Origin of the sequence: Streptomyces sp. NBC_00224, from assembly GCF_041435195.1 — a bacterium.
Classification (GTDB): Bacteria; Actinomycetota; Actinomycetes; order Streptomycetales; family Streptomycetaceae; genus Streptomyces.
In genome coordinates, this window is record NZ_CP108106.1 from 5,505,207 (window position 1) to 5,529,708 (window position 24,502).

Sequence of the window (24,502 nt, forward strand, 5' to 3'; positions counted from 1 at the left end):
CCCCGGTCTACCTTCCAGACCCGCCGGCACCCGCGCCGGAGGGCCGGTCGAGAGGGAGGCGGCACCCATGTCCGCTCAGAAGATCACGACGTTCCTGTGGTTCGAGGACAAGGCCGAGGAGGCCGCGCGGTTCTACGTCTCCGTCTTCGGCGGGGACTCGCGGATCGTCGAGACCACGCGGTACCCGGAGGCCATCCCGGACCAGGGCGGCTCGGTGATGACGGTCGTCTTCGAGCTGGCCGGCCAGCAGTACACGGTGCTCAACGGCGGCAAGCAGAACTGGTCCTTCAACGAGTCCATCTCGCTCTCCGTCGACTGCGGGTCCCAGGAAGAGGTCGACGACCTCTGGGCCAAGCTGACCGCCGACGGCGGCGAGCCGGGGCCGTGCGGCTGGCTGAAGGACAAGTACGGCCTGTCCTGGCAGATCGTGCCGCGCTATCTGAGCGAGAGGATCAGCTCGGACGACCGGGCGGCGGTGGACCGCATGGTGGGCGCGATGATGAAGATGGGGAAGCTGGACGTGGCGGCGCTGAAGGCGGCGTACGAGGGGGAGTAGGGGGCGCGGGGGGTTTGCCCATGGGTCCGCTCACGGCCGGTGCAGCAGCTCCACCACACCGGCCAGGCCCTCGTCGCCGTGCCCGTCCGCGACACGGCGGCGCATCAGCTCGAAGAGCGGGGCGAGCAGTTCGGTGCTCACGCCCTGGGCGCGGCCGAGGTCGCCGAGCGCGTCGTGGGCGACCTGCATGGCGAGGTTGGACCCCGCCGCCGGGTACGCGCCCTTGGCGGCCTGGGCCGCCATCTCCGGCAGGGCGCCGGTCATGGCGTGCAGCCACGGGACGAGCAGCGCGGTCGTGAACTCCTCCACGTCCGCGTCCGCCGACCGCACCAGCGCCGCCGACTGGAGGAACCCGGCGAACATCCCGTACATGCCGGTCAGCAGCGCCAGGTCGTACAGCGGGGCCCGGCCCGCGTCGTCGCCCAGACAGACCGCGCGGCCGAACACCTTCAGCACCTCGCGGTGCCCCTCGAAGGCGGGGGTGGAGCCGCTGTAGAGCACGAGGGCTTCCGGGCGGCCGATCATCGCGGGGACGGCCATGATGCCGCCGTCGAGGTACTCGGCGCCCAACGCCCGTACCTTGTCGGCCAGTTCGCGGGCCTCGTCCGGCGACCCGTTGGTGAGGTTCACGACGACGCGCCCGCGCAGGGCGTCCTGGGCGGCGTCGACGAGGGTGTGCACATCGGCGTACCCGAGGACGCAGAAGACCACCACCTCGGCGGCCCCGGCGGCCTCGGCGACGCTCCCGGCCCGCCGCGCCCCGCGCTCGACGAGCGGGTCCGCCTTCGCGGGGGTGCGGTTCCAGACGGTGGTGGTGTGCCCGGCGGCGAGGAGGGCGTCGGCGAGGGCGGTGCCCATGGCGCCCAGACCGACGACGGAAACGGAACTCATGGCGGAGTTCTCCTTGGGGAGGGGGAGTGGGATGGCGGAATCGCCGTGGTTCCGAGTCTCATGTGACGCGCCGGGGGCGACAAGTACCGACTTTTAAGTGCGTACTTACCGAAAGGTGCGTACGGCTGAGTGCGACTGCGTACGGAGGCGGGGCCCCGGGGGCGCCGGTAATCTCGTGCTCATGTCACCCCGCACGCCCCTGCCGCCACCCCCGCCCCCGGTCGAGATCCGTGCCTGGCCCGACCGGAACGCCCTGCTCGTGGACCGTGCGGGCGTCCTGAACGACCTGGTGGCACGGCAGTTGGGGCCGGGTCGGATCGCGGCGCACTGGGGCTGGGCGGTGCTGCTGGCCACCGGCTGGGCGTTCGTGGGGACGGCGGTCATCGCCTTCGCCGAGGCGCTGGACGTGCTGTCGATGCTGTTCGGCGTGATCTGCCTGGTGATCGGGCTGGGTGCGGTGGTGCCGACGGGAGTGGCGATCGTGGCGGGCCTGCGCAAGGACGCCAGGATCCGCCGACTGCTCGCCCAATGGGCGGAGTTGGACCGTCACCCGGCGGCCGACGCCCGGCTGCGTGCGCCCGGCCTGAGCCTGGCGTGGCTGCTGCCGGGCGGGCTGATGTGCGCGCTCGGCCTGTTCGTGTGCGTGACGGTCCCGGCGGCGGCGCGGCCGGGCCACGACACGTACGGCATGGTGGTCCTGACGATGGGCCTGGGCCTGGTGTGCTGGCTGACGGGCCTGATCGCCGTCACCAAGGCGCTCGCCCACCGCCGTTGGGCCCTACGACTCCTGCCGCCCGCGCACCTATCCTGAACGCACGTGCGTACGCCGCACGGTCTACGGGGGAAAGGCGGCAAATGATGGCATGGTACTGGTGGGTCCTCATAGTCTTCTGGATGGGAGGCTTCGGCTGGGCGGCCGACACGGGCCGCACGGCCCTGCGCACCCGCCACGAGCGCAAGCTCGAACGCCTGGAAGCGGCCAAGCGGGAACGCCTCGCCATCGAGACGGCCAACCGCCCCCCGGAGCCCGTCTGCGGTTGCACCCACCACCTCGCCAAGCACGACAAACAGGGCAAGTGCCACGAGCGCGTCGAGGTCCCGGTCGCCTGGGACGAGTCCAAGCACCCGCTCCGCTACGAGTCGGGCCAGTGCAACTGCCAGCAGTACGTGGGGCCGCAGCCGCTGTCCCAGGTGTTCGCGGAGGAGCTCACGGACTTGGCGTAGCCGGGGAAGTCCGGCAGGGCCGCCGGGTACGGCTGGACGGGGTCACCCCTGCCGTACCGGTCGGCCGATCAGCATCGTCGGGGCGCCCGCCACCCGGGTCAGGAACACCGTTGCCGAGCCCCGCCCCTGCAGCTTCATCTTGCGGCGCAGTTCCTCCGGTTCGACCGCCGAGCCGCGCTTCTTTACCGTCAGGATGCCGATCCCGCGCTCCCGCAGCAGTGCCTTCAGCTTCTTCATGTTGAAGGGGAGTTCGTCGGTGATCTCGTACGCGGTGGTGAACGGCGATTCGTACGGCTCGTCGCTCGTCACGTACGCGATGGTCTCGTCGATGAGGCGGCCGGCGCATGCCGTGACGATGTCGGCGACGAGGTGCGCGCGGATGACCGCGCCGTCCGGCTCGTAGAGATAGCGCCCGACCGGTCCGACCGGCGGCGCGGGCAGCGGGGCGGGCGTTCGCAGGGTGGCCTCGGCCGGGAGCAGGGTGGCGCGGACCGTGCCGGGCGTGCGGGCGTGCAGGGGGGCGTGCGCGCCCCCGAACCACAGCACCGCCTCCTTGACGTCGCCGCCGTCCGAGATCCACTCCGCCTCGGCCTCCGGCGGGACCGACTCGTGGGGGATGCCGGGGGCGATCTTCAGGGCGGCGAAGGGAGCCTTCTGGGCCGCGCCGACCGCCCAGGAGAGGGGAGGTGAATACGCCTCGGGGTCGAAGATCCGGCCGCGCCCGCCCCGCCGCGCTGGGTCCACGAACACCGCGTCCCACCCCGACGTGTCCACGTCCGTCACGTCCGCGCACCGCACCTCGATCAGCTCCGCGAGGCCCAGCGCCGCCGCGTTGGCGCGGGCGACCTCCGCCGTCAGCTCGTCGCGGTCCACCGCGAGTACGGAGATGCCCGCCCGGGCGAGGGCCAGCGCGTCGCCGCCGATGCCGCAGCACAGGTCGGCCACGCTCCGTACGCCCTGGGCGGCGAAGACGCGGGCGCGGTAGGCGGCCACCGAGGCGCGCGTCGACTGCTCGACGCCGTTGGGCGTGAAGAACATCCGGTACGCGTCGTCCGCGCCGAACTTCGCGACCGCGCGCTGCCGCAGCCGCGCCTGGGCCAGGGCGGCCGAGACCAGCTCGGGGGCGTACGTCCGGCGCAGCCGGGTCGCCACCGCCAGCTCCTGGGACGGGTCGTAGTCGCGGAGCGAGTCCAGCAGGCCCGTGCCCTCGGGGGTGAGCAGGGTGCGGAAGGTGTCGAGGTCGTTCACCCGCCCCATTGTGGGCCAGGCGGGGGACGGCGCGCGTCCGGTGTCGGGTGTCGCCTCCGGTATACCGCCCCGCACTGACAGGATGCGGCGGCATGCAGCTTGTACGACAAAAGGAAGATTTCAGGCGCGGTGGTATGCCGAAAGCGCCGCTCGTTCTGGTGGCCGGGCTCGTCGTCACCGCGCTCGCCTCCGGGTGCGCCGCCGAGGAGCCCCCCACCGGCCGACACGGGCACGGGCCCGGCGGCAAGGCCGCCGCCGGACCACAGGCCTACGACAACGACGCCGCCCGCGCCCTCGCCGGCTACTCCGCCCAGCTCAAGGAGGCCCAGGCCGCCCGGGTCGTCGCCGCCAAGAAGTGGAAACTGGCCAAGGTGCCGCTGGCCGCGCCCGCCCCGCCCGCCGTCAAACCGAAGATCACCAACCGGCCCGGCTTCGAAACGGACGGCGGCGACTCCCTGCCGCCCGTCTTCACGACCGTGCCGACCAAGGACCGGATCGTCTTCCTCACCATCGACGACGGGGCCGAGAAGGACCCCGAGCTGCTGAAGATGATGCGGGAACTGCGCATCCCCTACAGCGCGTTCCTCAGCGACTACCTCGTCCACACCGACTACCCGTACTTCAAGCGGATGCAGGGCCTGGGCGTCACGCTCAACAACCACACGCTCAACCACCGCTATATGCCCGCGCTCTCGTACGAGGAGCAGCGGCACGAGATCTGCGACCAGCAGGACAAGATCGGGAAATGGGCGGGCAAGCGGCCCCGGCTCTTCCGGCCGCCGTACGGCAACTACAACGAGGACACCCTGCGCGCGGCCCGGTCGTGCGGCGTCCAGGCGGTGCCGCTGTGGGCGGCGGAGGCGTTCCCCGACCACATGGAGTGGCGCGAGTGGGACCGGGATCTGCACCCCGGGGACATTGTGCTCACGCACTTCCGGGGGCGGGGGGACTGGAAGGGGACGATGCCGGACATGGTTCGGCAGGTGATGAAGGTGATTACGGACAAGGGGTATGCGGTGGCCCGGCTGGAGGATTACGTCTGACGCCGGTGGGGTCGGGGGCGTTTTCCCCCCACCCCGCCCGTTCCCCTAGACCCTCCGGGGGTGGGTGGGGGTGGAGGTGGGTTTCCCGGGGGCTGCGCCCCCGGACCCCGTTGCGGGGCCTGCGGCCCCTGCACCCCGCTTTCGGGGCTCCGCCCCGGACCCCGCTCCTCAAACGCCGGAGGGGCTGAATGTGCCCGGGCCCAGCCCCTCGCACGCCGGAGGGGCTGAATGTGCCCGGGCCCAGCCCCTCGCACGCCGGAGGGGCTGATTTTTGGCCGGTCCCCATCCCCCTAAGGGGCGCGGGGAACTGCGCGACCAGCCACACACAGCCCGCAGCCGAATCACACCGCCCCCCGAAGGGGACTGCGCCACCAGCCACACACAACCCGCAGCCGAATCACACCGCCCCCGAAGGGCTCGCCCGCCGTCTCCCCGCCCCATCGCTCACCCGGATCAGCAGCGCGATCATCACCCAGTTCGCCACCAGCGACGATCCCCCCTTCGCCAGGAACGGGAGCGCCTTGCCCGTGAGGGGGATCAGGCCGGTCACCCCGCCCACCACCACGAACACCTGGAGCGCGAGCGCCGCCGCCAGGCCCGTGGCCAGGAGTTTGCCGAAGGCGTCGTGGGCCGCCAGGGCCGTCCGCAGGCCCCGCTGGACCAGCAGTCCGTACAGCAGGAGCACCGCCATCACCCCGGCCATGCCCAGCTCCTCCCCGACCGTGGTCAGGATGAAGTCGCTGCGCCCCGCGAAGCCGACGAGTTCGGGGTGGCCCTCGCCGAGGCCCGTGCCGGTCATCCCGCCGCTGCCGAAGCTGAAGAGCCCTTGCGCCAGTTGGTCGGAGACGAGGCCGGGCGGGCGCTGCTCCGGCGGCAGGAAGACGTCGAAGGGGTGCAGCCAGGCCACGATCCGGCCTTTGACGTGCGGCTCGGTCGAGCCGACGACGTACGCCCCGACCGCCGCCATCAGCACCCCGCACACGACCCAACTGGTGCGTTCGGTCGCCACGTACAGCATGACCACGAAGAGCCCGAAGAAGATCAGCGAGGTGCCCAGGTCGCGTTCGAAGACGAGCACCAGCAGGCTCAGCACCCAGATCGCCACCAGCGGCGCCATCTGGCGGCCAGGCGGCAGCCTGATGCCCAGGACCTTGCGGCCGGTGAGCGCCAGCGAGTCGCGGTGGACCACCAGATAGCCCGCGAAGAACACCGTGATCATGATCTTCACGAACTCGCCGGGCTGGAGCGAGAACGGGCCGAGGTAGACCCAGCGCTTGGCGCCGTACGTGTCCGCGCCGAAGAACGACGGTGCCATCAGGAGGATCAGCGCCACCGCCATCGAGACGTAGATGTAGCGCTGGAGGCGCCGGTGGTCGCGCAGCAGCACCACGGTCAGCAGACAGCCCGCGAGCCCGATGACCGTCCACACCAGCTGCCCCGACGCGGTGGGCGCCGACTTGAACGCCTTCGCGTACGCCGGGTCGAGCCGGTAGAGCAGCACCAGGCCGAGCCCGGACAGGAGCACCGCCAGGGGCAGGATCAGCGGGTCCGCGTACGCCGCGAACCTCCGTACGGTCAGATGCCCGGCCAGTGACATCAGCGTCATGCTGACCGCGAACTCGGCCGTGGCGCGCGGCAGCCCGCCCGTCATCGCCGCCGACACACAGGCGTGGCCGCCGACCGTGACGATCACGACCAGCGCGAGCAGCAGCGCCTCGGTGCGGCGGCGGGCGGACGCGAGCGCCCGCCCCGGCCCGGCCTCACCCTGGCCGTCGCCGATGTCGATGTCGATGTCGCCGTCCGCTCGGGGCCCGGTTCCCGTATCCGTACGCATCGTCCTCATCGGTCTGACCTTAAGGACCCTTTCGTCCGAGTGGCGACGGTTTTTCCGAAAGAGGCCGTGTCGCGAAGTCCACAGGGGTACGGGCGAACCGGATGGGTGAATTCGTCGTCGGACCGGGCCGGGGGCCTGGAGAGGGAGCCGGGCGGACCCGGCGAACAGGCGGCGCCGCACCTGCGAAATCCGGCCGCCACGGTCGTCGGCTTGGCACTCCGCTTGACCGAGTGCTAATCGCCGTCCTAGTCTCGGCTCTGGCACTCCCCACTGGAGAGTGCCAACACAGCGACGGGCAGGTCCGGCACCCGCGACGACGGATCCACCTGGTCGCCACCCAAACAGTTAACCCCGTGAGATCTCCGAAGGGGGAGACCGGATCGTGACGACCGCCAGCTCCAAGGTTGCCATCAAGCCGCTTGAGGACCGCATTGTGGTCCAGCCGCTCGACGCCGAGCAGACCACGGCCTCCGGCCTGGTCATCCCGGACACCGCCAAGGAGAAGCCCCAGGAGGGCGTCGTCCTGGCCGTGGGTCCGGGCCGGATCGAGGACGGAAAGCGCGTCGAGCTCGACGTGTCCGTCGGCGACGTCGTGCTCTACAGCAAGTACGGCGGCACCGAGGTGAAGTACAACGGCGAGGAGTACCTCGTCCTCTCGGCTCGCGACGTGCTCGCGATCATCGAGAAGTAATTCATCTCGAAGCGAATGCTTCTGAGCTGCGCCCCTGGCCACCCCGCTGACAGCCGGGCGGCGAGGGGCGCAGTTTTCGTATCACCGAGTTTCCGAGAGGGCTGAACCGCTCCCATGGCGAAGATCCTGAAGTTCGACGAGGACGCCCGTCGCGCCCTTGAGCGCGGCGTCAACAAGCTTGCCGACACTGTGAAGGTGACGATCGGCCCCAAGGGCCGCAACGTCGTCATCGACAAGAAGTTCGGCGCCCCCACCATCACCAACGACGGTGTCACGATCGCCCGCGAGGTCGAGCTCGACGACCCGTACGAGAACCTGGGCGCCCAGCTCGTGAAGGAGGTGGCGACCAAGACCAACGACATCGCGGGTGACGGCACCACCACCGCCACCGTGCTGGCCCAGGCGCTGGTCCGCGAGGGCCTGCGCAACGTCGCCGCCGGCGCCTCCCCGGCCGCCCTGAAGAAGGGCATCGACGCGGCTGTCAAGGCCGTCTCGGAGGAGCTGCTCGCCACCGCGCGCCCGATCGAGGACAAGTCCGACATCGCCGCCGTGGCCGCGCTCTCCGCGCAGGACACCCAGGTCGGCGAGCTCATCGCCGAGGCGATGGACAAGGTCGGCAAGGACGGTGTCATCACCGTCGAGGAGTCCAACACCTTCGGCCTGGAGCTGGAGTTCACCGAGGGCATGGCCTTCGACAAGGGCTACCTCTCCCCGTACATGGTGTCCGACCAGGAGCGTATGGAGGCCGTCCTCGACGACCCGTACATCCTGATCAACCAGGGCAAGATCTCCTCGATCCAGGACCTGCTGCCGCTCCTGGAGAAGGTCATCCAGGCCGGCGCCTCCAAGCCGCTCCTGATCATCGCCGAGGACGTCGAGGGCGAGGCCCTGTCGACCCTGGTCGTCAACAAGATCCGCGGCACGTTCAACGCCGTGGCCGTCAAGGCCCCGGGCTTCGGCGACCGCCGCAAGGCGATGCTGCAGGACATGGCCACCCTCACCGGTGCCACCGTCATCGCCGAGGAGGTCGGCCTCAAGCTCGACCAGGCCGGTCTGGACGTGCTGGGCTCGGCCCGCCGCGTCACGATCACCAAGGACGACACGACCGTCGTCGACGGTGGCGGCAGCCACGAGGACGTCGTCGGCCGCGTCAACCAGATCAAGGCCGAGATCGAGTCCACGGACTCGGACTGGGACCGCGAGAAGCTCCAGGAGCGCCTGGCGAAGCTTGCCGGCGGCGTCTGCGTCATCAAGGTCGGCGCCGCCACCGAGGTGGAGCTGAAGGAGAAGAAGCACCGTCTGGAGGACGCCATCTCCGCGACCCGCGCCGCGGTCGAGGAGGGCATCGTCTCCGGTGGTGGCTCCGCGCTCGTCCACGCCGTCAAGGTCCTGGAGGGCAACCTCGGCCTGACCGGCGACGAGGCCACGGGTGTCGCGGTCGTCCGCCGCGCCGCGGTCGAGCCGCTGCGCTGGATCGCCGAGAACGCCGGTCTTGAGGGCTACGTCATCACCTCGAAGGTGGCGGAGCTGGAGAAGGGCAACGGCTTCAACGCCGCCACCGGCGAGTACGGCGACCTGGTCAAGGCCGGCGTCATCGACCCGGTCAAGGTGACGCGCTCCGCCCTGGAGAACGCCGCCTCCATCGCCTCCCTGCTGCTCACGACCGAGACCCTGGTCGTCGAGAAGCCGGCCGAGGACGAGGGCGACGCCGGTCACGGCGGTCACGGCCACAGCCACTGACGTACGCATGGCAGGGGAAGGCCCCTGTTCCGCCGGAAGCGGCGGAACAGGGGCCTTCCCTGTTGTACGCAGGTTTCTCAGACGGCGCCGAGCTGCTTCATCAGGCTGAGCGCGTCCTCGTGCCACCAGCCCTCCTGGATCTTGCCGTCCTTGCAGCGGAAGACCGTGGTGCCGGTCATGGTGCACACCTTGCCGGTGGGTGCGATGCCCATGAAGTCGCCCTTGTGGGTGCCGGTCCAGGTCCACAGCGTCACCACGTCGTCGCCCTCGCAGATCTGCCGGTCGAGCGAGAAGGTGAAGTCGAAGGCGGCCCGCCACGAGCTCACGTCCTGGCGGATGACGTCGGCCCCGACGACGGTCTCCTGCTCCTTGATGATGTCGTGGTCGGCGTAGTCGGCCGCGAAGATCTCGTCGATGGCGTCGAGGTTGCCGCCGACGGCGACCTCGTGGAAGAACCGGCGGACGGTTGCGGCGTTCAACTGTTCGTCGCGGACCACATCGAGGTCGGTGAAGGTGGGCATGCCGTCGCAGAGAGCCACCATCTCCTCGAAGATACGGTTCGTCTCCGGGAGCTTGGAGTTCGCCATGGCCTCGTCGTACGAGGGAAATTCGATGACCTCGACGAAGTGCGACCCGTCGGCGCGGTCCTTGCCGACGAGGCCGCGCGTGGCGGTCCGCTTGCCCTTGGTCTGTTCGACCCACCGGTCCAGAAGCCGGTCCAGGTCGTCGAAGTGATCGGTTTTGAAGTCGATTATCTGTGCGAATTTCATGGCGTCTCCCTCGGCTGTGGTCGGGCTGTGGTCCGCGTGGGAATACGTCCAGTTTAGTGTGATTTGACCAAGCCGGGCCGCTCAGGCCGAGTGGCGCAGGGCCGCCGCGTGGACGGGGTCCGCGAACGGCGTCCCGGCCGCGAACCGCTCCACCTCGTCCAGCGCCAGGTCCGCCATCCGGTGCAGCTCGTTGCCGAGCGACCCGGCGATGTGCGGGGTCAGCAGGACGTTGGGCAGGTCGTACAACGGGCTCTCGCGGGACGGGAGTTCGGGCTCGGTGACGTCCAGTACGGCATGGAGGCGGCCGGAGAGGAGCTCGCCCAGCAGGGCGGCCCCGTCCACCAGGGAGCCGCGCGCGGTGTTGACCAGGGTCGCCCCGTCCGGCATCGCGGCGAGCTGACGGGCGCCGATCATGCGCTCGGTGGCCGGGAGCTGCGGCGCGTGCACGGAGACGACGCTGCTGCGGGCGCACAGCTCGTCCAGGGCGACGAGCTCGACACCCAGCCGGGCCGCCTCGGCCGCGTCCACGTACGGGTCGTGGAGCAGGACCCGGAAGTCGAAGGGGCGCAGCAGCTCGATCACCCGGCGGCCGATCCGGGAGGCGCCGACCAGGCCGACCGTGCGGTGGTAGTTGCCGGTGCCGTCGCCCTCGCGCAGCCAGTCGTGCGGGGCGCGCAGCTCCGCGTACCGCTGGGCCGAGGCCAGGACGCGCTTGCCCGCGAGGAGGATCGCCGCCAGCGTGTACTCGGCGACTGGCAGCGCGTTGGCCGCCGCCGCCGAGGTCACCGCGATGCCCCGCTCCCAGCACGCCTCGGTGATGTGGTGCTTCACCGACCCGGCGGCGTGCACGACGGCCCGCAGTCGGGGCGCCGAGGCGAGCACCTCGGCGGTGAGCGGCGGCGCGCCCCAGCAGGTCAGCAGCACCTCGGCCTCGGCCAGCGCCGCCGCCACGGCCGGTGCGGGCGCGACGAGCTCATGGGCGACGAGGTACGGGTCGGTACGGGCGAGGGCGGCGAGGCGGGCGCGGTGCCGCTCGGCGAGCAGGCGCTCGGCGATCCCGGGGCCCATGGCGAGGAGGACGGCGGGGCGGTTGTCAGTGGCGTGGTGCATGGTGGAACTCGGGCTCCTCACGGGGGCGTTGTCCATGGGTAACCGGCTGTGCGTCCGTCCGGTCACTTGACGCTGCCCGCCGTGAGGCCCGCCTTCCAGTGCCGCTGGAGGGCGACGAAGGCGACGACGAGGGGGAGGACGGCGAGGAGGGAGCCGGTGACGACGAGGGGGTAGAAGGCGGGCTCGGCGTGGGTGTTGGAGTTCCACGCGTACAGACCGAGGCTCAGCGGGAAGAGCTTCTGGTCCGAGAGCATCACCAGGGGGAGGAAGAAGTTGTTCCAGATCGCGGTGAACTGGAAGAGGAACACGGTGACGAACCCGGGCATGACCATCCGGAGCCCGATCGACCAGAAGGCGCGCAGCTCGCCGGCCCCGTCGATCCGCGCCGCCTCCAGCGCCTCGTCGGGGATGTAGCTCGCGCTGAACACCCGGGAGAGGTAGACCCCGAAGGGGTTCACCAGGACGGGGACCAGCACCGACCAGTAGGTGTTGACCAGCCCCGCCTTGCTGGCGAGCAGATACATCGGCAGCGCCAGCGCGGTGGACGGCACGAGCACGCCGAGCAGGACCACCCCGAAGAGCTTCTCCTTGCCCCGGAAGCGGTACTTGTCGAAGGCGTACCCGGCGGCGACGCTGATCAGCGCGCAGACGAGCGCGCCCCCGCCCGCGTACAGCAGGGAGTTGAGGTACCAGCGCAGATAGACGCCGTCGTTGTAGGACGCCAGCTCGGAGAGGTTGTGGCCGAGGTCGAAGCCCTTGAAGGAGAAGGCGTCACCGGTGAGCAGCCCGCCGGTGTCCTTGGTGGCGGCGGTGACCAGCCAGACGAGGGGGAAGAGCGTGTAGAGGGCGGAGAGCAGCAGCGCGCCGTTGACGGCGGCCTTGGAGAGCCAGCGGCCGGGAGCGGGCGCCGCCGTCGTGGTACGGACGGTGGCGGCCGTACGGGGAGCGGGCTCGGCGCCCGCGGGTGCGGCGGTGGAGCCGGTGGTGGCCGGGGAGGTCATGCCCGCGCCCCCTTCCGGGTGGTGAGGCGGGTGACGGCGAAGGAGAGCAGCGCCGCGGTGAGGGCGAGCAGGACGGCCGCGGCCGCGGCGAGGCCGTAGTCGTTGCGGGCGAAGGCCGCGGTGTAGGCGTACATGTTGGGTGTCCAGGTGGAGGTGACCGCCGAGCCGGAGCCCTGGTTGAGGATCAGCGGCTCGGTGAACAGCTGGAGCGAGCCGATGACGGTGAACAGCGCGACCATCCCCAACGAGGCCCTGACCAGCGGGATCTTGATGCTGAGCGCGGTGCGCCAGGCGCCCGCGCCGTCCACCGTGGCCGCCTCCAGGACGGAGCGGTCGATGGCCTGGAGGGCCGCGTAGAAGATCACCATGTTGTAGCCGAGCCACTCCCACAGCGCGATGTTGACCACCGAGGGGAGGGTGCCGCCGGAGGAGAAGAAGCTGAAGGCGATGCCGCCGGAGCGCATCGCGCCGACGACCGGGCTGAGGCCGGGCATGTAGAGGTACACCCAGATCAGCGCGGCGATGATGCCCGGCACGGCGTGCGGCAGGAAGAGCGCCAGCTGGAAGAAGCGGCGGGCCCGGGCGAGCCCCGAGTCGAGCAGCAGGGCGAGGGCGAGCGCCCCGATGACCATCAGGGGGATGTAGACGGCGCAGTAGCCGAGCAGGATCCAGAAGCCGTCGCGGAAGGCCCGGTCGCCCAGGGCGGCGGTGTAGTTGTCGAGCCCGCTGAAGACGGACTCGGCGCCGCCGAACCCCAGCCCCGACTGCTTCTCGGTGAACAGGCTCAGCCAGACCGCGTATCCGATCGGCACCACCGTCACCGCGGTGAACAGGACGAAGAAGGGAGCGAGCAGGACGCCCGCGGCGGCGCCCGTGCGGTGTCCCGTGCGGCGGGTGGTCCGGGCCTTCGCTGCCACGGTCAGCCCTCGACCTTCAGCCCGCGCTTCTTCAGCTCGGCCACGGTGGCGTCATGGGCCGCCTTCACCGCGCCCTTGACGGTGACCGAGCCGCCGGAGACCTTGCCGAACTGGTCCTTGAGCGTGGTGTTGGTGGTGCCGGTGGTCGGGCCCCAGCTCCAGCGGGGGTTGATCGAGGCGCCCGCCCCGTCGAAGAGCCGGTAGATGTCCTGGCCGCCGTAGAACCCCGCGTCGAAGGCCTTCTTGGCGGCCGGGCGCAGCGAGACATCGGCCGGGAAGGCGCTCGAAGTGCCCGGCGCGATCCGTGCCCTGACGCCGTCCTCGGTGGTCGACATCCAGGTGGCGAACTCGACGGCCGCCGCGGCCTTCTTGCTGCCCTTGGTCACCGCCCAGGTCGAGCCGCCGAGCATGCCGCTTGCGGGCTTGCCGTCCCAGGTGGGCACCGGTGCGATGCCCCACTTGCCGCTCTGGTCGGGCAGGGTCGACTTGAGGACGCCCGCGCCCCAGGAGGCGCCGAGGTAGCCGACGGTCGAGCCGTCCTTGAGCGCGGCCGTCCACTCCGGACTGAAGGAGGCGGCCGTCTGCACGAGCTTGTCGTCGATCAGCCCCTGCCAGTAGTCGGCGACCTTGTCGGTGGCGGCGTCCGAGGTGTTGAGCTTCCAGGTGTCGCCCTCGGCCTTGAACCACTGGGCGCCGGCCTGCCAGGCCATCGCCTCGAAGGTGGTCGGGTCGTCCGGCATGAAGGTCGCGATCCGCGCCTTCGGGTCGGCCTCCTTCGCCTGCTCGGCGGCGGCGCGGAACGCCGCCCACGTCCTGGGCACTTCGATCTTGTTCTTCTCGAAGAAGTCCTTGCGGTAGAAGTACGTCTGGGGCGCGGCGTCGAACGGGACGGCCCAGCTCCTGCCGCCCAGCGTGGTGAGGTCGACCGCCTGCGGCAGGAACTTCTTCTTCACGTCGTCCGTCAGGTACGAGCCGATGTCCTGGAGCGCGCCCTGGCTGACGAACTCGGGAAGCATCGGGTACTCGACGGCGACCAGGTCCGGGGCGTTGCCCGCCTTCACGGCGTTGGAGATCTTGGCGTAGCCGCCGCCGTTGCCGGACGGTATCTCCTCGAACTTGACCCGGATGTTCCGGTGCGAGGCGTTGAAGGCGTCCACGACGTCCTTCGACCCCTTCTGCCACGCCCAGAAGGTCAGAGTGACGGGCTTGTCGGCGGTGCCCTTGCCCGCGTCGGAGGAGTCGCCGTCACCGCCCCCGCATGCCGTGAGCAGGGCGAGGGCGGTGACGGCGGAGACGGCGGCGGTCGATCTGGTCCAACTGCGGCTCACGGAACGGCTCCTGAACGTGAGGGGACGAGGCGATGGCCGCGATCCTTGAGCCGGTCCTGACCGAAGTCAAGAGCGAAAGTTCGATTGATCGAAAAATGATCGAGTGGGGTGTGGGGTGGGGTGGAGGTCTAGACCACTTGAGGGTCGGTGCTTGCGGCAGCGGGTACGGCGGATGTGGAGACGGCGGGCGTGGCTGCGGGCCCGCCCGCCCGTGGTGCCCCGCACGACGACCGCACCCGCAGCCGGGGCAGCAGGTCCACATGGCGGCGCGGCTGCCCGCCCGGCCCCGCCGGAGCCCCGCGCAGCCGCTCTATCAGCAGCTGCGCCGCATACCGACCCACCTCGTGCTTGGGCGGGGCCACCGCCGTCAGCGGGATGTCCGCGAGCGCCGCCACCTCGTCGTCGTACGCCACGAGCGCCAGGTCCTGCGGCACCCGTATCCCCAGCTCGCCCAGGCGCTGGGCGATCCGGATCGCGTCCACGTCGTTGTGGACCAGGGCGGCCGTCGCCTCCCCGGTGCGGACGGCCGCGAGCAGCGCCCGCACCGCCGCCTCGAACCCCGCCGGATCCGCCTCCGCCGGGACCGAATCGATCACCGGGCACGGCGCCACGAGCCCCAGCGCGTCCAGCGCCTGCCGATACCCGGCGCGCACCGCCAGCGCCGTCGGGCTGTCGGCCCGCGCCACCAGGAGCGGCGCCCGGTGCCCGAGCCCGGTCAGATGGCGTACGGAGAGGAGCACCCCGTGCCCGTGGTCCGAGCAGACCCGGTCCAGGTCGTCCAGCGCCCCGCCCGGCACCCCGCGCCGCTCCAGGAGCACGGTCGGGACCGGCAGTTCGGTGATCCACCGCCCGTGCTCGGCCGGGTCGTGCGGCTCCTTCCAGCCCGGCGCGACCAGCAGCCCCTCGGCCCCGGCGGCCAGCAGCCCGGCCGCCCGGGCCGCGTCCTCCTGCGGGCGGTAGTCCGAGATCCGCAGGATCAGCCGCGCCCCTGCGGCGGCCGCCGCCTCGTGCGCACCCCGGATGACCTCGGCAAAGTAGTACGTGGCGTTGGGCGCGATCATGCCGAGCACCACCTCGCGGCCGCCCCCGCCGGGACCGCCCGGCGCGGGTATCCCGGGCGCGCCCTCCTGATGCGGCCAGGAGACCTTGCCGTGCACCCGGTCGAGCAGTCCCCGTACGGCCAGCGCCTCCACGTCCCGCCGCGCGGTCACGGGGGAGACGCCCAACTGGCCCGCGAGGTCGGAGACTCGGGCCGAGCCGCGCCGGCGCACCAGCTCCAGCAGTCGGTCGTGACGTTCAGCAGCACTCTCTCGCACGGCGGCAGTCCCCCTCGCAGTGTGGCTCGCAGTGTGGCGACCGGTCTCCCGGGGCCACGACCCTAATGCACCGTGATCGAACGACGAGAGTTTCGATCAATCGGTCCAACTCCATTGACGCTCGATCAACCAGAGCCCTAAATTCCGGACTCCGGATCCCGCCCGACGCCACCGGTCGCCAGCCGCCAGCCGCCGGTGGCCGGTCGCCAGTCGGCGTGTGTCGGCCGACACCTGGCCGTCGACCGTCGGTGTCGACGGCCCGACCGGGATCGTCGGCCCGACCGGTATCGACGCGATGGGGGAGCATCATGCCGACACCGTCCGCGAACCGTGAGCTCAGCCCGTACACCGGCTGGACCCGCGGCCACTGGGAGCACACGGCCGACCAACTCCTGCTCGCCGTACGCCCCCACGCCTCGCCGCGCCACGGCCTGATCAACCTGCCCGGCGACCGCCCGAGCTGGTCCGGGCCCCGCTCCGACGGCCTCGAAGGGTACGCCCGCACCTGGCTGCTGGCCGCGCTGCGGATCGCGGGCGCGCACGGCGACGACCCGCACGGCCACCTCGACCGCTACGCCGAAGGTCTGGCATCCGGCACCGAACACCCGCTGCCCACCGGGGAGTTGGGCAGCGGCGCCCCCGACGCGTGGCCCCGCATGGCCGAGGTGCGCCAGGCTGTCGTCGAGTCCGCCTCCGTCGCCCTCGGGCTGCGCCTCACCCGCCCCTGGCTCTGGGACAGGCTCGACGACCGCGTGCGCCAACGGGCCGTCGACTGGCTGCTGCCCGCCCTCGGCCCCTCGCCCGTCGACAACAACTGGTGGTTCTTCGGCCTCACCGTCGCCGGATTCCTCCAGGACGCCGGTATCGAGACCGACCGCGCCGCGGCCACCGTCGAACGCGCGCTGGAACACGTCGATCAGTGGTACCTCGGCGACGGCTGGTACAGCGACGGCCCCAACCGCTCCTTCGACCACTACAACGGCTGGGCACTCCACTTCTATCCCGTCCTGCACGCTCATTTGGGTGACAACCGGGAACTCCTCGACCGCTACGGCCCCCGGCTGCACGCCCATCTCGACGCGTACACCCGGATGTTCGGAGCCGACGGCGCCCCCCTGCCGTACGGGCGCTCCCTCACCTACCGCTTCGCCGCCGCCGCTGCCCCCTGGCTCGGCGCGCTCACCGGCCACACCCCACTCACCCCCGGCGCCACCCGCCGCCTGACCTCCGGGGCGCTGCGGTACTTCACGGACCGCGAGCCCGGCCGGGGCGCCACCGACGAGCGGGGCCTGCTCACCCTGGGCTGGCACGGCCCGTACCCGCCGATCGTGCAGAGCTACTCGGGCCCGGCCTCCCCGTACTGGGCGGCGAAAGGATTCCTCGGGCTGCTCATGCCGCCGGAGCACCCGGTGTGGACGGCGGTGGAGGAGCCGCTGCCGGCGGAGAGGGGGGACGCGGCGGTGGTCCTGCGCCCGCCCAACACCCTGATCCAGTCCACGGCTTCGGACGGCCTCGTACGCCTCCACAACCACGGCACCAACAACCACGTGGGTGCCGACGAGGACCCCTGTTACGCCCGGTTCGCGTACTCGACCCGTACCGGCCCCGCCTCGGCCGAGGTGCGCGACAACCACTTCGGGCTCGTCCTGGACGACGGCACCGTCACGGCCCGGGGGCCCGCCGAGCCACTCGGCCACGGTGTCGGCTGGGCCGCCTCCGCGTCACGGCCGCTGCCCGGCGTACGGATCGTCTCGGCCACCCTCGTCCACGGCCGCGCCGAGGTCCGCGCCCACCTGGTCGACGGCGCCCCGCCCGGTACCCGGGTGCGCCAGACGGGGTGGGCCGTCACCCGCCCGGACGAGACCGGCCAGCTGCACGCCGTCGAGGGGTACGAGCCCCACGCGCGCGTAGTGGCCGCCGGATCCACGCTGTTCGGCTCGCGCTCACACGTGGCCGTGCTCGACGGGGCGACCGGGGACGGTCCGTCCCTCTTCGTCGCGCTCGCCTCGCTCACGGGAGAGGAGCACCCGGCCCCGCTGCCCGGCCTGGTCACGCGTATCCGGCTCGAAGGTCACACGGTCCGGGTGACCTGGCGCGACGGCGCCGTCTCCGAGCTCGCACTCGACGGCATCGCCTCCGAGTCCGCGCCCGGAGACGCCAATCGCCTCACTGAGGGCCGTACTTGCGGCCCGTCCGGGACGTGACCCCGCCCAGGAGACCGCGCGGGGCCAGCTTCACCACACCCATCAGCGCCTTGTAGCGCGGGTCCGGGATCGACAGCGTCTTCCCGCGCGCGAGGTCGGAGAGCGCCGCCGACACCAGCTTGTCGGCGTCCAGCCACAGCCAGCCGGGGATGTTGTCGGTGCCCATCCCGGCCCGCTGGTGGAACTCCGTCCGTACGAAGCCCGGGCACAGCGCCATCAGCCGCACCCCCGACCCCGCCAGGTCGCGCGCCGCGCCCTGGGTGAACTGCACGACCCACGCCTTGGAGGCGCCGTAGGTCCCGCGCGGCACGAACGCGGCGACCGAGGCGACGTTGACGACCCCGCCACGCCCGCGCTCGCGCATGCCCTCGGTCGCGGCCGACGTCAGCCGCAGCACCGCTTCGACGTGCACCTTCAGCATCTTGAGCTCGTCGGCCATGGACACGTCCAGATAGCGGCCCTTGTTGCCGAACCCGGCGTTGTTGACCAGCAGGTCGACCGGCTTGCGGCGCTCCGCGAGCCGCGCCTCGACCGCCGCGATGCCGTCCTCCGCGGACAGGTCGGCGGACAGCACCTCGACCTCCACGCCGTGCCGGTCGTGCAACTCGGTGGCCTGGTCCCGCAGCCGCTTGCCGTCGCGGGCGACCAGCACCAGATCGTGCCCGTCCCTGGCCAGCTGCCGTGCGAACGCGGCCCCGATGCCCGCCGTCGCTCCCGTAATCAGTGCAGTCGTCATACGCGCACGTTAGTGCCCAGACGTGACAGCGGTGTGACGCCCTGTCCGGTCAGGAAGCCCGCCGGGCGGCCTGCTGCTTCAGGTACGTACGTACCTTGTCGTGGGACTCCGGCGCCATCGCCTCGCCCGCCGCCAGCGTGCGCGGCATCAGCTCCCGTTCGGTGGTGAACGCGCGGAACCAGAACGCCACCGACACCTCGTGTGCGGGCCGGTGGACGACCTCGATCGCGTCGCCCCCGCGGATCTCGCCCTCCTCGATCACCCGGAGGTAGGCGCCGGGGGCCGCGGCCTGGGTGAACCGCTTGACCCACCCCTGCTCGTCCAGGGCGCCCGCGAACGTACGGCAGGGAATGCGCGCGCAGGAGACCTCCAGGACCACGTCCGGACCTATCCGCCAGCGCTCGCCGATCCGGGCGTCGCTGACGTCGATGCCGTACGTGGTGAGGTTCTCGCCGAAGATCCCGCCGGGCAGCTCGCGGCCCAGCTCCTTCTCCCAGACGTCGAGATCCTCGCGCGCGTAGGCGTAGACGGCCTGGTGGTCGCCGCCGTGGTGGCGCTTGTCGCACACGTCGTCGCCCGCGACACCGCTGGCGCCCACGCCCTTGGGGCCGGGCCGGAAGATCCGTACGGAGCCCTCCACCGGGCGCTTGCCGATGCCGGTGAGACCGCCCTCGGCGTCGGTGTACCCGACGACCGTGGCGCGCCCCGTGTTCACAGACAGAAGCTTCATGAGGCGCAACGCTAACCCGAACTGTCTCAAAGCAGCTAGTCAATATCCCGCGAGATCCCCAAGCACCCCTTATGCTCGGAGGGTGATCGAGGCCCGTCATCTCCGCGTCCTGCGCGCCGTCGCCGCCACCGGCTCCTTCTCGGCGGCCGCGCGCGAGCTCGGCTGCACCCAGCCCGCCGTCAGCCAGCAGATGAAGGCCCTCGAAGCGTCCGCGGGCACCCCGCTGCTCATCCGCACCGGCCGCGAGACCCGGCTCACCCAGGCCGGTGAGGTCCTGGTGCGCCACGCCTCCGGCATCCTCGCGGGCCTCACCGCCGCCGAGGAGGAGGTCGCGGCCATCGCGGGCCTGCGCGCGGGCCGCGTCCGGCTCGTCTCGTTCCCCAGCGGCTCCTCCACCCTGGTGCCCAGCGCGCTGGCCGCGCTGCGCGCCGCCCACCCCGGCACCCGGGTCTCCCTGGTCGAGGCCGAGCCGCCGCGCTCGGTGGAGATGCTGCGCGAGGGCGACTGCGACATCGCGCTCGCCTTCCGGTACGGGGCGGCCACCGCGGAGGAGTGGGACGACCTGGTCGTACGGCCGCTGCTGATCGACCGCCTGGTCGGGCTCGTCCCCGACGGCCACCGGCTGGCCGAGAGTGGCACGGTCGACATCCGCGACCTCGCCGACGAGCCGTGGATCGCGGGCTGCCCGCGCTGCCGGCGCCAACTGGTCGACGTCTGCGAGGAGTCCGGCTTCACCCCGCGCATCGACTTCGCCACGGACGACTACCCGGCGGTGATCGGCCTGGTCGGGGCGGGGCTCGGGGTCGCGGTGCTGCCGGAGCTGGCGATCGCCTCGGTACGCCCCAAGGGCGCCCGTACGGTCACGGTGGAGCCCGCCGTGGAGCGCGAGATCGTCGCGCTCACGCTGCCCGACCTGGCCCGGGTCCCGGCCGTCGCGGCCACCCTGGACCAACTGGCCGGAGCCGCCGCCCGCAACTGAGCGGCGGCGGGCGGCCGGGCGGGCGCCCGGACGGCGCCACCCCCGCGGGAAGCGCCCACGCGCCACCGCCGCGCGAAGCGGCCTCCTACCTCCTGAAGGAGGCCTCCGCGCCGCTGTCTCACCGCTGCTGCTCGGCGCTGTGGTCTTCGGCGCTGTTGTCCGGTGCTGCGCCATACGGCGCAGGAACGTTTCTGCGAATCCGGGCTCCGGCGCTAGCCGTGGCCCCGCTCGCCCACCGCTCCCGCGCTCGCCGCCGTCACCAGCCGGTTGCGCGCCCTGCCCATCAGCTCTTCGCGCTCGTCCTCCGTGAGCCCGCCCCACACGCCGTAGGGCTCGCGGACGGCCAGGGCGTGGGCCGCGCACTGGGCGCGCACCGGGCAGCGCATGCACACCTCTTTCGCCGAGTTCTCGCGCGCACTCCTGGCCGCGCCGCGTTCGCCCTCCGGGTGGAAGAAGAGGGAGCTGTCGACCCCGCGGCATGCGGCGAGGAGCTGCCAGTCCCACAGATCGGCGTTCGGTCCGGGAAGGCGGGAGAAATCTGCCATTGCTCATATCCCCTTGAAGCCGTGCCTGAGGCGGATGTGCCGGGTACCCCGGATCACTGGGGTGTACCGACGAACGTACATCTACGGTGTAAGTAGATGTAAATATGACTCATTGCGAATCTAGCCACAGACACCAGAAAAAGGGAAGAAAAGCCGCTAAATGGGGCATACCTCCGAGCGAAGGACGGGCAACCCGCGATGCGCGCCCGGCGCACACGCTTCCTCACGTAGAGTGCCGAAGGCCCCCGTCCGACCCGTAACTCTTTCGAGTGACCGTCGTTGAGAGTGCGGAGCGGTTGAGAGAACAAGCGCTCGGGCAGGTGTCCGAGAGCGTCAATCGCACAGGTGACGATACGTAACCAGCCTGGAGGCTCAAGGTGACGCGCATCAGCTGCGGAGGGCGGCCATGACATCCGTCCTCGTCTGCGACGACTCCCCGCTTGCCCGAGAGGCGCTCCGACGTGCGGTAGCGACCGTGCCGGGCGTCGAGCGTGTGACGACGGCGGCCAACGGCGAGGAAGTCCTCCGCCGCTGGGGTGCCGACCGCTCGGACCTCATTCTGATGGACGTACGCATGCCCGGTCTGGGCGGCGTGGAGACCGTCCGGCGGCTGCTGTCCGCCGACCCCGGCGCCCGCATCATCATGCTGACGGTCGCCGAGGACCTCGACGGGGTGGCGCTCGCCGTCGCCGCCGGCGCCCGGGGCTATCTGCACAAGGACGCCTCGCGCGCGGAGCTGCGCGCGACCGTCACGCAGGCGCTCGCCGATCCGACCTGGCGGCTGGCTCCGCGCAGACTGCGCTCGGCCGAGATGGGCGCGGCGCCCACGCTCACCGCGCGCGAGATCCAGGTCCTTGAGGGCATGAGCCATGGCCGGTCCAACGCCGAGATCGGGCGCGAGCTCTTCCTCTCGGAGGACACCGTGAAGACGCACGCGAGGCGGCTGTTCAAGAAACTCGGCGCCTCGGACCGGGCGCACGCGGTGGCGCTCGGATTCCGTTGGGGCCTGGTGCGCTGACCTGCCCGCGGAGTGGTCGGCCGGATCCCCGTTCGTCGTCGGCGGACGGGTCCGACCCCCCGCTCCGTGGAGCGGCGTGTGACGCTTCGCGCGCGATGCCGCATCCTTGAAGGTGTGGAGTTCCTCGGGGACGAGTCGGTCGAGCGGGAGGGGAGGGCGCAGGAGATGACTTCCGGCGCACCTGCTCATAACGCTTCGGTGCACAACTATGGACGCGGTGCCACGGATTCTGCGACGCCGGGGCACCATGGATCGATGCGCGACGACGAGCCAACGGTGATCGGTGCACTCGTTCACCGTGCCGTCGATGGCGACGAACAGGCCACGCATGACCTGCTGGCCCATGTTCACCCGCTCGCACTGCGCTACTGCCGCACCCGGCTGAACCGTCTGCCGGGTGATGCTCGCCACTTCGTGGAGGACCTCGCGCAGGAGGTCTGCGTCGCCGTGCTCATGGCGCTGCCGCGCTACCGGGACACCGGCAGGCCCTTCGAAGCCTTCGTGTTCGCCATCGCCTCGCACAAGGTCGCCGACCTCCAGCGGGCCGCGATGCGCCACCCGGGTTCCACGGCGGTGCCCTCGGACGAGATGCCCGAGCGGCCCGACGACTCACTGGGCCCCGAGGAGCGCGCACTGCTCAGCAGCGACGCCGCGTGGGCCAAGAAGCTGCTCGCCAACCTGCCGGAGAACCAGCGCGAACTGCTGGTGCTGCGGGTCGCCGTCGGCCTCACCGCCGAGGAGACCGGCCAGATGCTCGGCATGTCGCCGGGCGCGGTCCGGGTCGCCCAGCACCGGGCGCTCAGCCGTCTGAGGGCGCTCGCCGAGCAGTGACGTCACCCGGTGCGCGTGATGCCACCGGGGCGTGCGCTGATGCCACCGGGCGCGCCGGGGCCGCCGGGAGCGCACCTTCGCGCCGTCACGCGCGCGCGGCCGCACTGACGCGCGCCCCGCCCCTGCCTCACGCACGTGTGAACGTACAAAGAATTCGGTTGATCTTGTTCATGGAATGAGACACCGCGCCAGCCCGTTAGCATGGACATCCGCACCGATCAAGGCCATGGGGAAGGTGTCATGACTGCAAACGTCGACGGAGTGCCCGACAAATTCGCGATGCTCGGGCTGACGTACGACGACGTGCTGCTGCTGCCGGGCGCGTCCGACATGGCGCCCGACCAGATCGACACTTCCTCGTACCTCTCGAAGAACGTGAAGGTGAACGTCCCGCTGCTGTCCGCGGCGATGGACAAGGTCACCGAGGCGCGCATGGCCATCGCGATGGCCCGCCAGGGCGGCGCCGGTGTCCTCCACCGCAACCTCTCGATCGAGGACCAGGCCAACCAGGTCGACCTGGTGAAGCGCTCCGAGTCCGGCATGGTGACCGACCCGATCACGGTCCACCCGGACGCGACGCTGGGCGAGGCCGACGAGCTGTGCGCCAAGTTCCGCATCAGCGGCGTGCCGGTCACCGACCCGGCGGGCAAGCTGCTCGGCATCGTCACCAACCGCGACATGGCCTTCGAGTCCGACCGCTCGCGCCAGGTGCGCGAGGTCATGACCCCGATGCCGCTGGTCACGGGCAAGGTCGGCATCTCCGGTGTGGACGCGATGGAGCTGCTGCGCCGCCACAAGATCGAGAAGCTGCCGCTCGTCGACGACGCCGGCATCCTCAAGGGCCTCATCACGGTCAAGGACTTCGTCAAGGCCGAGCAGTACCCGAACGCGGCCAAGGACAAGGGCGGCCGGCTCGTGGTCGGCGCGGCCGTCGGTGTCGCGGGCGACGCCTACGAGCGCGCCCAGGCGCTGATCGAGGCCGGCGTCGACTTCATCGTCGTCGACACCGCCCACGGCCACTCCCGGCTGGTCGGCGACATGGTCGCCAAGATCAAGTCGAACGCGGCGGGCGTCGACGTCATCGGCGGCAACATCGCCACCCGCGACGGCGCCCAGGCGCTGATCGACGCGGGCGTCGACGGCATCAAGGTCGGCGTCGGCCCCGGCTCCATCTGTACGACCCGTGTCGTCGCCGGCATCGGCGTCCCGCAGGTCACCGCCATCTACGAGGCCTCGCTCGCCGCCAAGGCCGCGGGCGTCCCGGTCATCGGCGACGGCGGCCTGCAGTACTCGGGCGACATCGCCAAGGCCCTGGTCGCGGGCGCCGACACGGTGATGCTCGGCTCGCTCCTGGCGGGCTGCGAGGAGTCCCCGGGCGAGCTGCTCTTCATCAACGGCAAGCAGTTCAAGTCCTACCGGGGCATGGGCTCGCTCGGCGCGATGCAGTCCCGCGGCGACCGCAAGTCCTTCTCCAAGGACCGCTACTTCCAGGAGGGCGTCGCCTCCGACGAGAAGCTGGTCCCCGAGGGCATCGAGGGCCAGGTGCCCTACCGCGGCCCGCTCTCCGCGGTCGTCCACCAGCTGGTCGGCGGTCTGCGCCAGTCGATGTTCTACGTCGGCGGCCGGACCGTACCGGAGCTTCAGACGAACGGCCGGTTCGTCCGGATCACCTCGGCGGGCCTCAAGGAGAGCCACCCGCACGACATCCAGATGACGGTCGAGGCGCCGAACTACACCAGGCGCTGACCACGCCCACGCGCGCGTGGACCGAGCGAGGGGCGGCCCCGGAT

General features: G+C 71.3%; 23 protein-coding genes. 11 read left to right on the plus strand and 12 right to left on the minus strand.

All coding sequences use genetic code 11. The features are described from left to right. Positions 1–67 precede the first annotated feature (67 nt). Positions 68–556: a VOC family protein gene (locus tag OG965_RS24655; RefSeq protein WP_371654230.1), complete on the plus strand. Its 489-nt coding sequence runs from the start codon at positions 68–70 to the stop codon at positions 554–556. Between the two features lie 30 nt (positions 557–586). Here the strand turns inward: OG965_RS24655 and OG965_RS24660 are convergent, their stop codons facing one another. Continuing rightward, on the minus strand, positions 587–1,447 hold the full coding sequence (locus tag OG965_RS24660) for an NAD(P)-dependent oxidoreductase (protein ID WP_371654231.1): 861 nt from the start codon (positions 1,445–1,447) through the stop codon (positions 587–589). Between the two features lie 181 nt (positions 1,448–1,628). On the opposite strand from OG965_RS24660, the gene OG965_RS24665 reads away from it, so the two are divergent. Both OG965_RS24665 and OG965_RS24670 read left to right on the plus strand, forming a co-directional pair. Next, the gene (locus OG965_RS24665; RefSeq protein ID WP_371654232.1) at positions 1,629–2,258 is read left to right on the plus strand and encodes a hypothetical protein; all 630 of its coding nucleotides are present in this window, start codon (positions 1,629–1,631) and stop codon (positions 2,256–2,258) included. Positions 2,259–2,305: 47 nt separating this feature from the next. Next, positions 2,306–2,671 (plus strand): hypothetical protein, encoded by a 366-nt coding sequence (locus OG965_RS24670; RefSeq protein ID WP_371657043.1) that lies wholly within the window; start codon positions 2,306–2,308, stop codon positions 2,669–2,671. Between the two features lie 42 nt (positions 2,672–2,713). On the opposite strand, the gene OG965_RS24675 is transcribed toward OG965_RS24670, so the two are convergent. After that, positions 2,714–3,919, minus strand: coding sequence for a methyltransferase domain-containing protein (locus OG965_RS24675; protein ID WP_371654233.1), 1,206 nt, complete (start codon positions 3,917–3,919; stop codon positions 2,714–2,716). Between the two features lie 92 nt (positions 3,920–4,011). On the opposite strand from OG965_RS24675, the gene OG965_RS24680 reads away from it, so the two are divergent. Beyond that, positions 4,012–4,962 (plus strand): polysaccharide deacetylase family protein, encoded by a 951-nt coding sequence (locus tag OG965_RS24680; protein ID WP_371654234.1) that lies wholly within the window; start codon positions 4,012–4,014, stop codon positions 4,960–4,962. 397 nt (positions 4,963–5,359) lie between these two features. On the opposite strand, the gene OG965_RS24685 is transcribed toward OG965_RS24680, so the two are convergent. Then, positions 5,360–6,796 (minus strand): FtsW/RodA/SpoVE family cell cycle protein, encoded by a 1,437-nt coding sequence (locus tag OG965_RS24685; protein WP_371657044.1) that lies wholly within the window; start codon positions 6,794–6,796, stop codon positions 5,360–5,362. Between the two features lie 382 nt (positions 6,797–7,178). Between OG965_RS24685 and groES the strand changes: the two genes are divergently transcribed. Beyond that, the gene (gene groES / locus OG965_RS24690) at positions 7,179–7,487 is read left to right on the plus strand and encodes a co-chaperone GroES (RefSeq protein ID WP_344075001.1); all 309 of its coding nucleotides are present in this window, start codon (positions 7,179–7,181) and stop codon (positions 7,485–7,487) included. 114 nt (positions 7,488–7,601) lie between these two features. Further along, a complete protein-coding gene (gene groL / locus OG965_RS24695) occupies positions 7,602–9,227 on the plus strand; it encodes a chaperonin GroEL (RefSeq protein WP_371654235.1) in 1,626 nt (541 codons plus the stop codon). A 77-nt stretch (positions 9,228–9,304) separates the two neighbouring features. Here the strand turns inward: groL and OG965_RS24700 are convergent, their stop codons facing one another. From OG965_RS24700 to OG965_RS24725, 6 genes are all read right to left on the minus strand, one after another. Beyond that, positions 9,305–9,997, minus strand: coding sequence for an ester cyclase (locus OG965_RS24700; protein WP_371654236.1), 693 nt, complete (start codon positions 9,995–9,997; stop codon positions 9,305–9,307). An 81-nt stretch (positions 9,998–10,078) separates the two neighbouring features. Continuing rightward, positions 10,079–11,107 carry a hydroxyacid dehydrogenase gene (locus tag OG965_RS24705; RefSeq protein ID WP_371654237.1) on the minus strand — a complete coding sequence of 343 codons (1,029 nt, stop codon included), beginning with the start codon at positions 11,105–11,107 and terminating at the stop codon, positions 10,079–10,081. 62 nt (positions 11,108–11,169) lie between these two features. Further along, a complete protein-coding gene (locus OG965_RS24710) occupies positions 11,170–12,108 on the minus strand; it encodes a carbohydrate ABC transporter permease (protein WP_371654238.1) in 939 nt (312 codons plus the stop codon). Beyond that, positions 12,105–13,025, minus strand: a complete 921-nt coding sequence (locus OG965_RS24715) for a carbohydrate ABC transporter permease (protein ID WP_371654239.1) — start codon at positions 13,023–13,025, stop codon at positions 12,105–12,107. The genes OG965_RS24710 and OG965_RS24715 overlap by 4 nt, the downstream gene beginning before the upstream one ends. 2 nt (positions 13,026–13,027) lie before the next feature. Further along, positions 13,028–14,353, minus strand: a complete 1,326-nt coding sequence (locus OG965_RS24720; protein ID WP_371654240.1) for an ABC transporter substrate-binding protein — start codon at positions 14,351–14,353, stop codon at positions 13,028–13,030. Between the two features lie 128 nt (positions 14,354–14,481). Next, positions 14,482–15,669 (minus strand): substrate-binding domain-containing protein, encoded by a 1,188-nt coding sequence (locus OG965_RS24725; protein ID WP_371654241.1) that lies wholly within the window; start codon positions 15,667–15,669, stop codon positions 14,482–14,484. Between the two features lie 308 nt (positions 15,670–15,977). Between OG965_RS24725 and OG965_RS24730 the strand changes: the two genes are divergently transcribed. Continuing rightward, on the plus strand, positions 15,978–17,873 hold the full coding sequence (locus OG965_RS24730) for a DUF2264 domain-containing protein (protein ID WP_371654242.1): 1,896 nt from the start codon (positions 15,978–15,980) through the stop codon (positions 17,871–17,873). Here the strand turns inward: OG965_RS24730 and OG965_RS24735 are convergent. After that, the gene (locus OG965_RS24735; protein ID WP_371654243.1) at positions 17,836–18,609 is read right to left on the minus strand and encodes an SDR family NAD(P)-dependent oxidoreductase; all 774 of its coding nucleotides are present in this window, start codon (positions 18,607–18,609) and stop codon (positions 17,836–17,838) included. The two genes, OG965_RS24730 and OG965_RS24735, sit on opposite strands and share 38 nt — an antisense overlap. Before the next feature lie 49 nt (positions 18,610–18,658). Beyond that, the gene (locus tag OG965_RS24740) at positions 18,659–19,339 is read right to left on the minus strand and encodes an MOSC domain-containing protein (protein ID WP_371654244.1); all 681 of its coding nucleotides are present in this window, start codon (positions 19,337–19,339) and stop codon (positions 18,659–18,661) included. A gap of 82 nt (positions 19,340–19,421) precedes the next feature. On the opposite strand from OG965_RS24740, the gene OG965_RS24745 reads away from it, so the two are divergent. Continuing rightward, positions 19,422–20,318: a LysR family transcriptional regulator gene (locus tag OG965_RS24745; RefSeq protein WP_371654245.1), complete on the plus strand. Its 897-nt coding sequence runs from the start codon at positions 19,422–19,424 to the stop codon at positions 20,316–20,318. Between the two features lie 212 nt (positions 20,319–20,530). Here OG965_RS24745 and OG965_RS24750 read toward each other — a convergent pair whose 3' ends face one another. After that, the gene (locus OG965_RS24750) at positions 20,531–20,863 is read right to left on the minus strand and encodes a WhiB family transcriptional regulator (protein ID WP_283142026.1); all 333 of its coding nucleotides are present in this window, start codon (positions 20,861–20,863) and stop codon (positions 20,531–20,533) included. Between the two features lie 406 nt (positions 20,864–21,269). Between OG965_RS24750 and OG965_RS24755 the strand changes: the two genes are divergently transcribed. From OG965_RS24755 to guaB, 3 genes are all read left to right on the plus strand, one after another. Then, the gene (locus OG965_RS24755; protein WP_003948568.1) at positions 21,270–21,881 is read left to right on the plus strand and encodes a response regulator transcription factor; all 612 of its coding nucleotides are present in this window, start codon (positions 21,270–21,272) and stop codon (positions 21,879–21,881) included. 255 nt (positions 21,882–22,136) lie between these two features. Further along, positions 22,137–22,712, plus strand: a complete 576-nt coding sequence (locus tag OG965_RS24760) for a sigma-70 family RNA polymerase sigma factor (RefSeq protein WP_371654246.1) — start codon at positions 22,137–22,139, stop codon at positions 22,710–22,712. A gap of 240 nt (positions 22,713–22,952) precedes the next feature. Then, a complete protein-coding gene (guaB, locus tag OG965_RS24765) occupies positions 22,953–24,458 on the plus strand; it encodes an IMP dehydrogenase (protein WP_371654247.1) in 1,506 nt (501 codons plus the stop codon). The last annotated feature ends 44 nt before the right edge of the window (positions 24,459–24,502 follow it).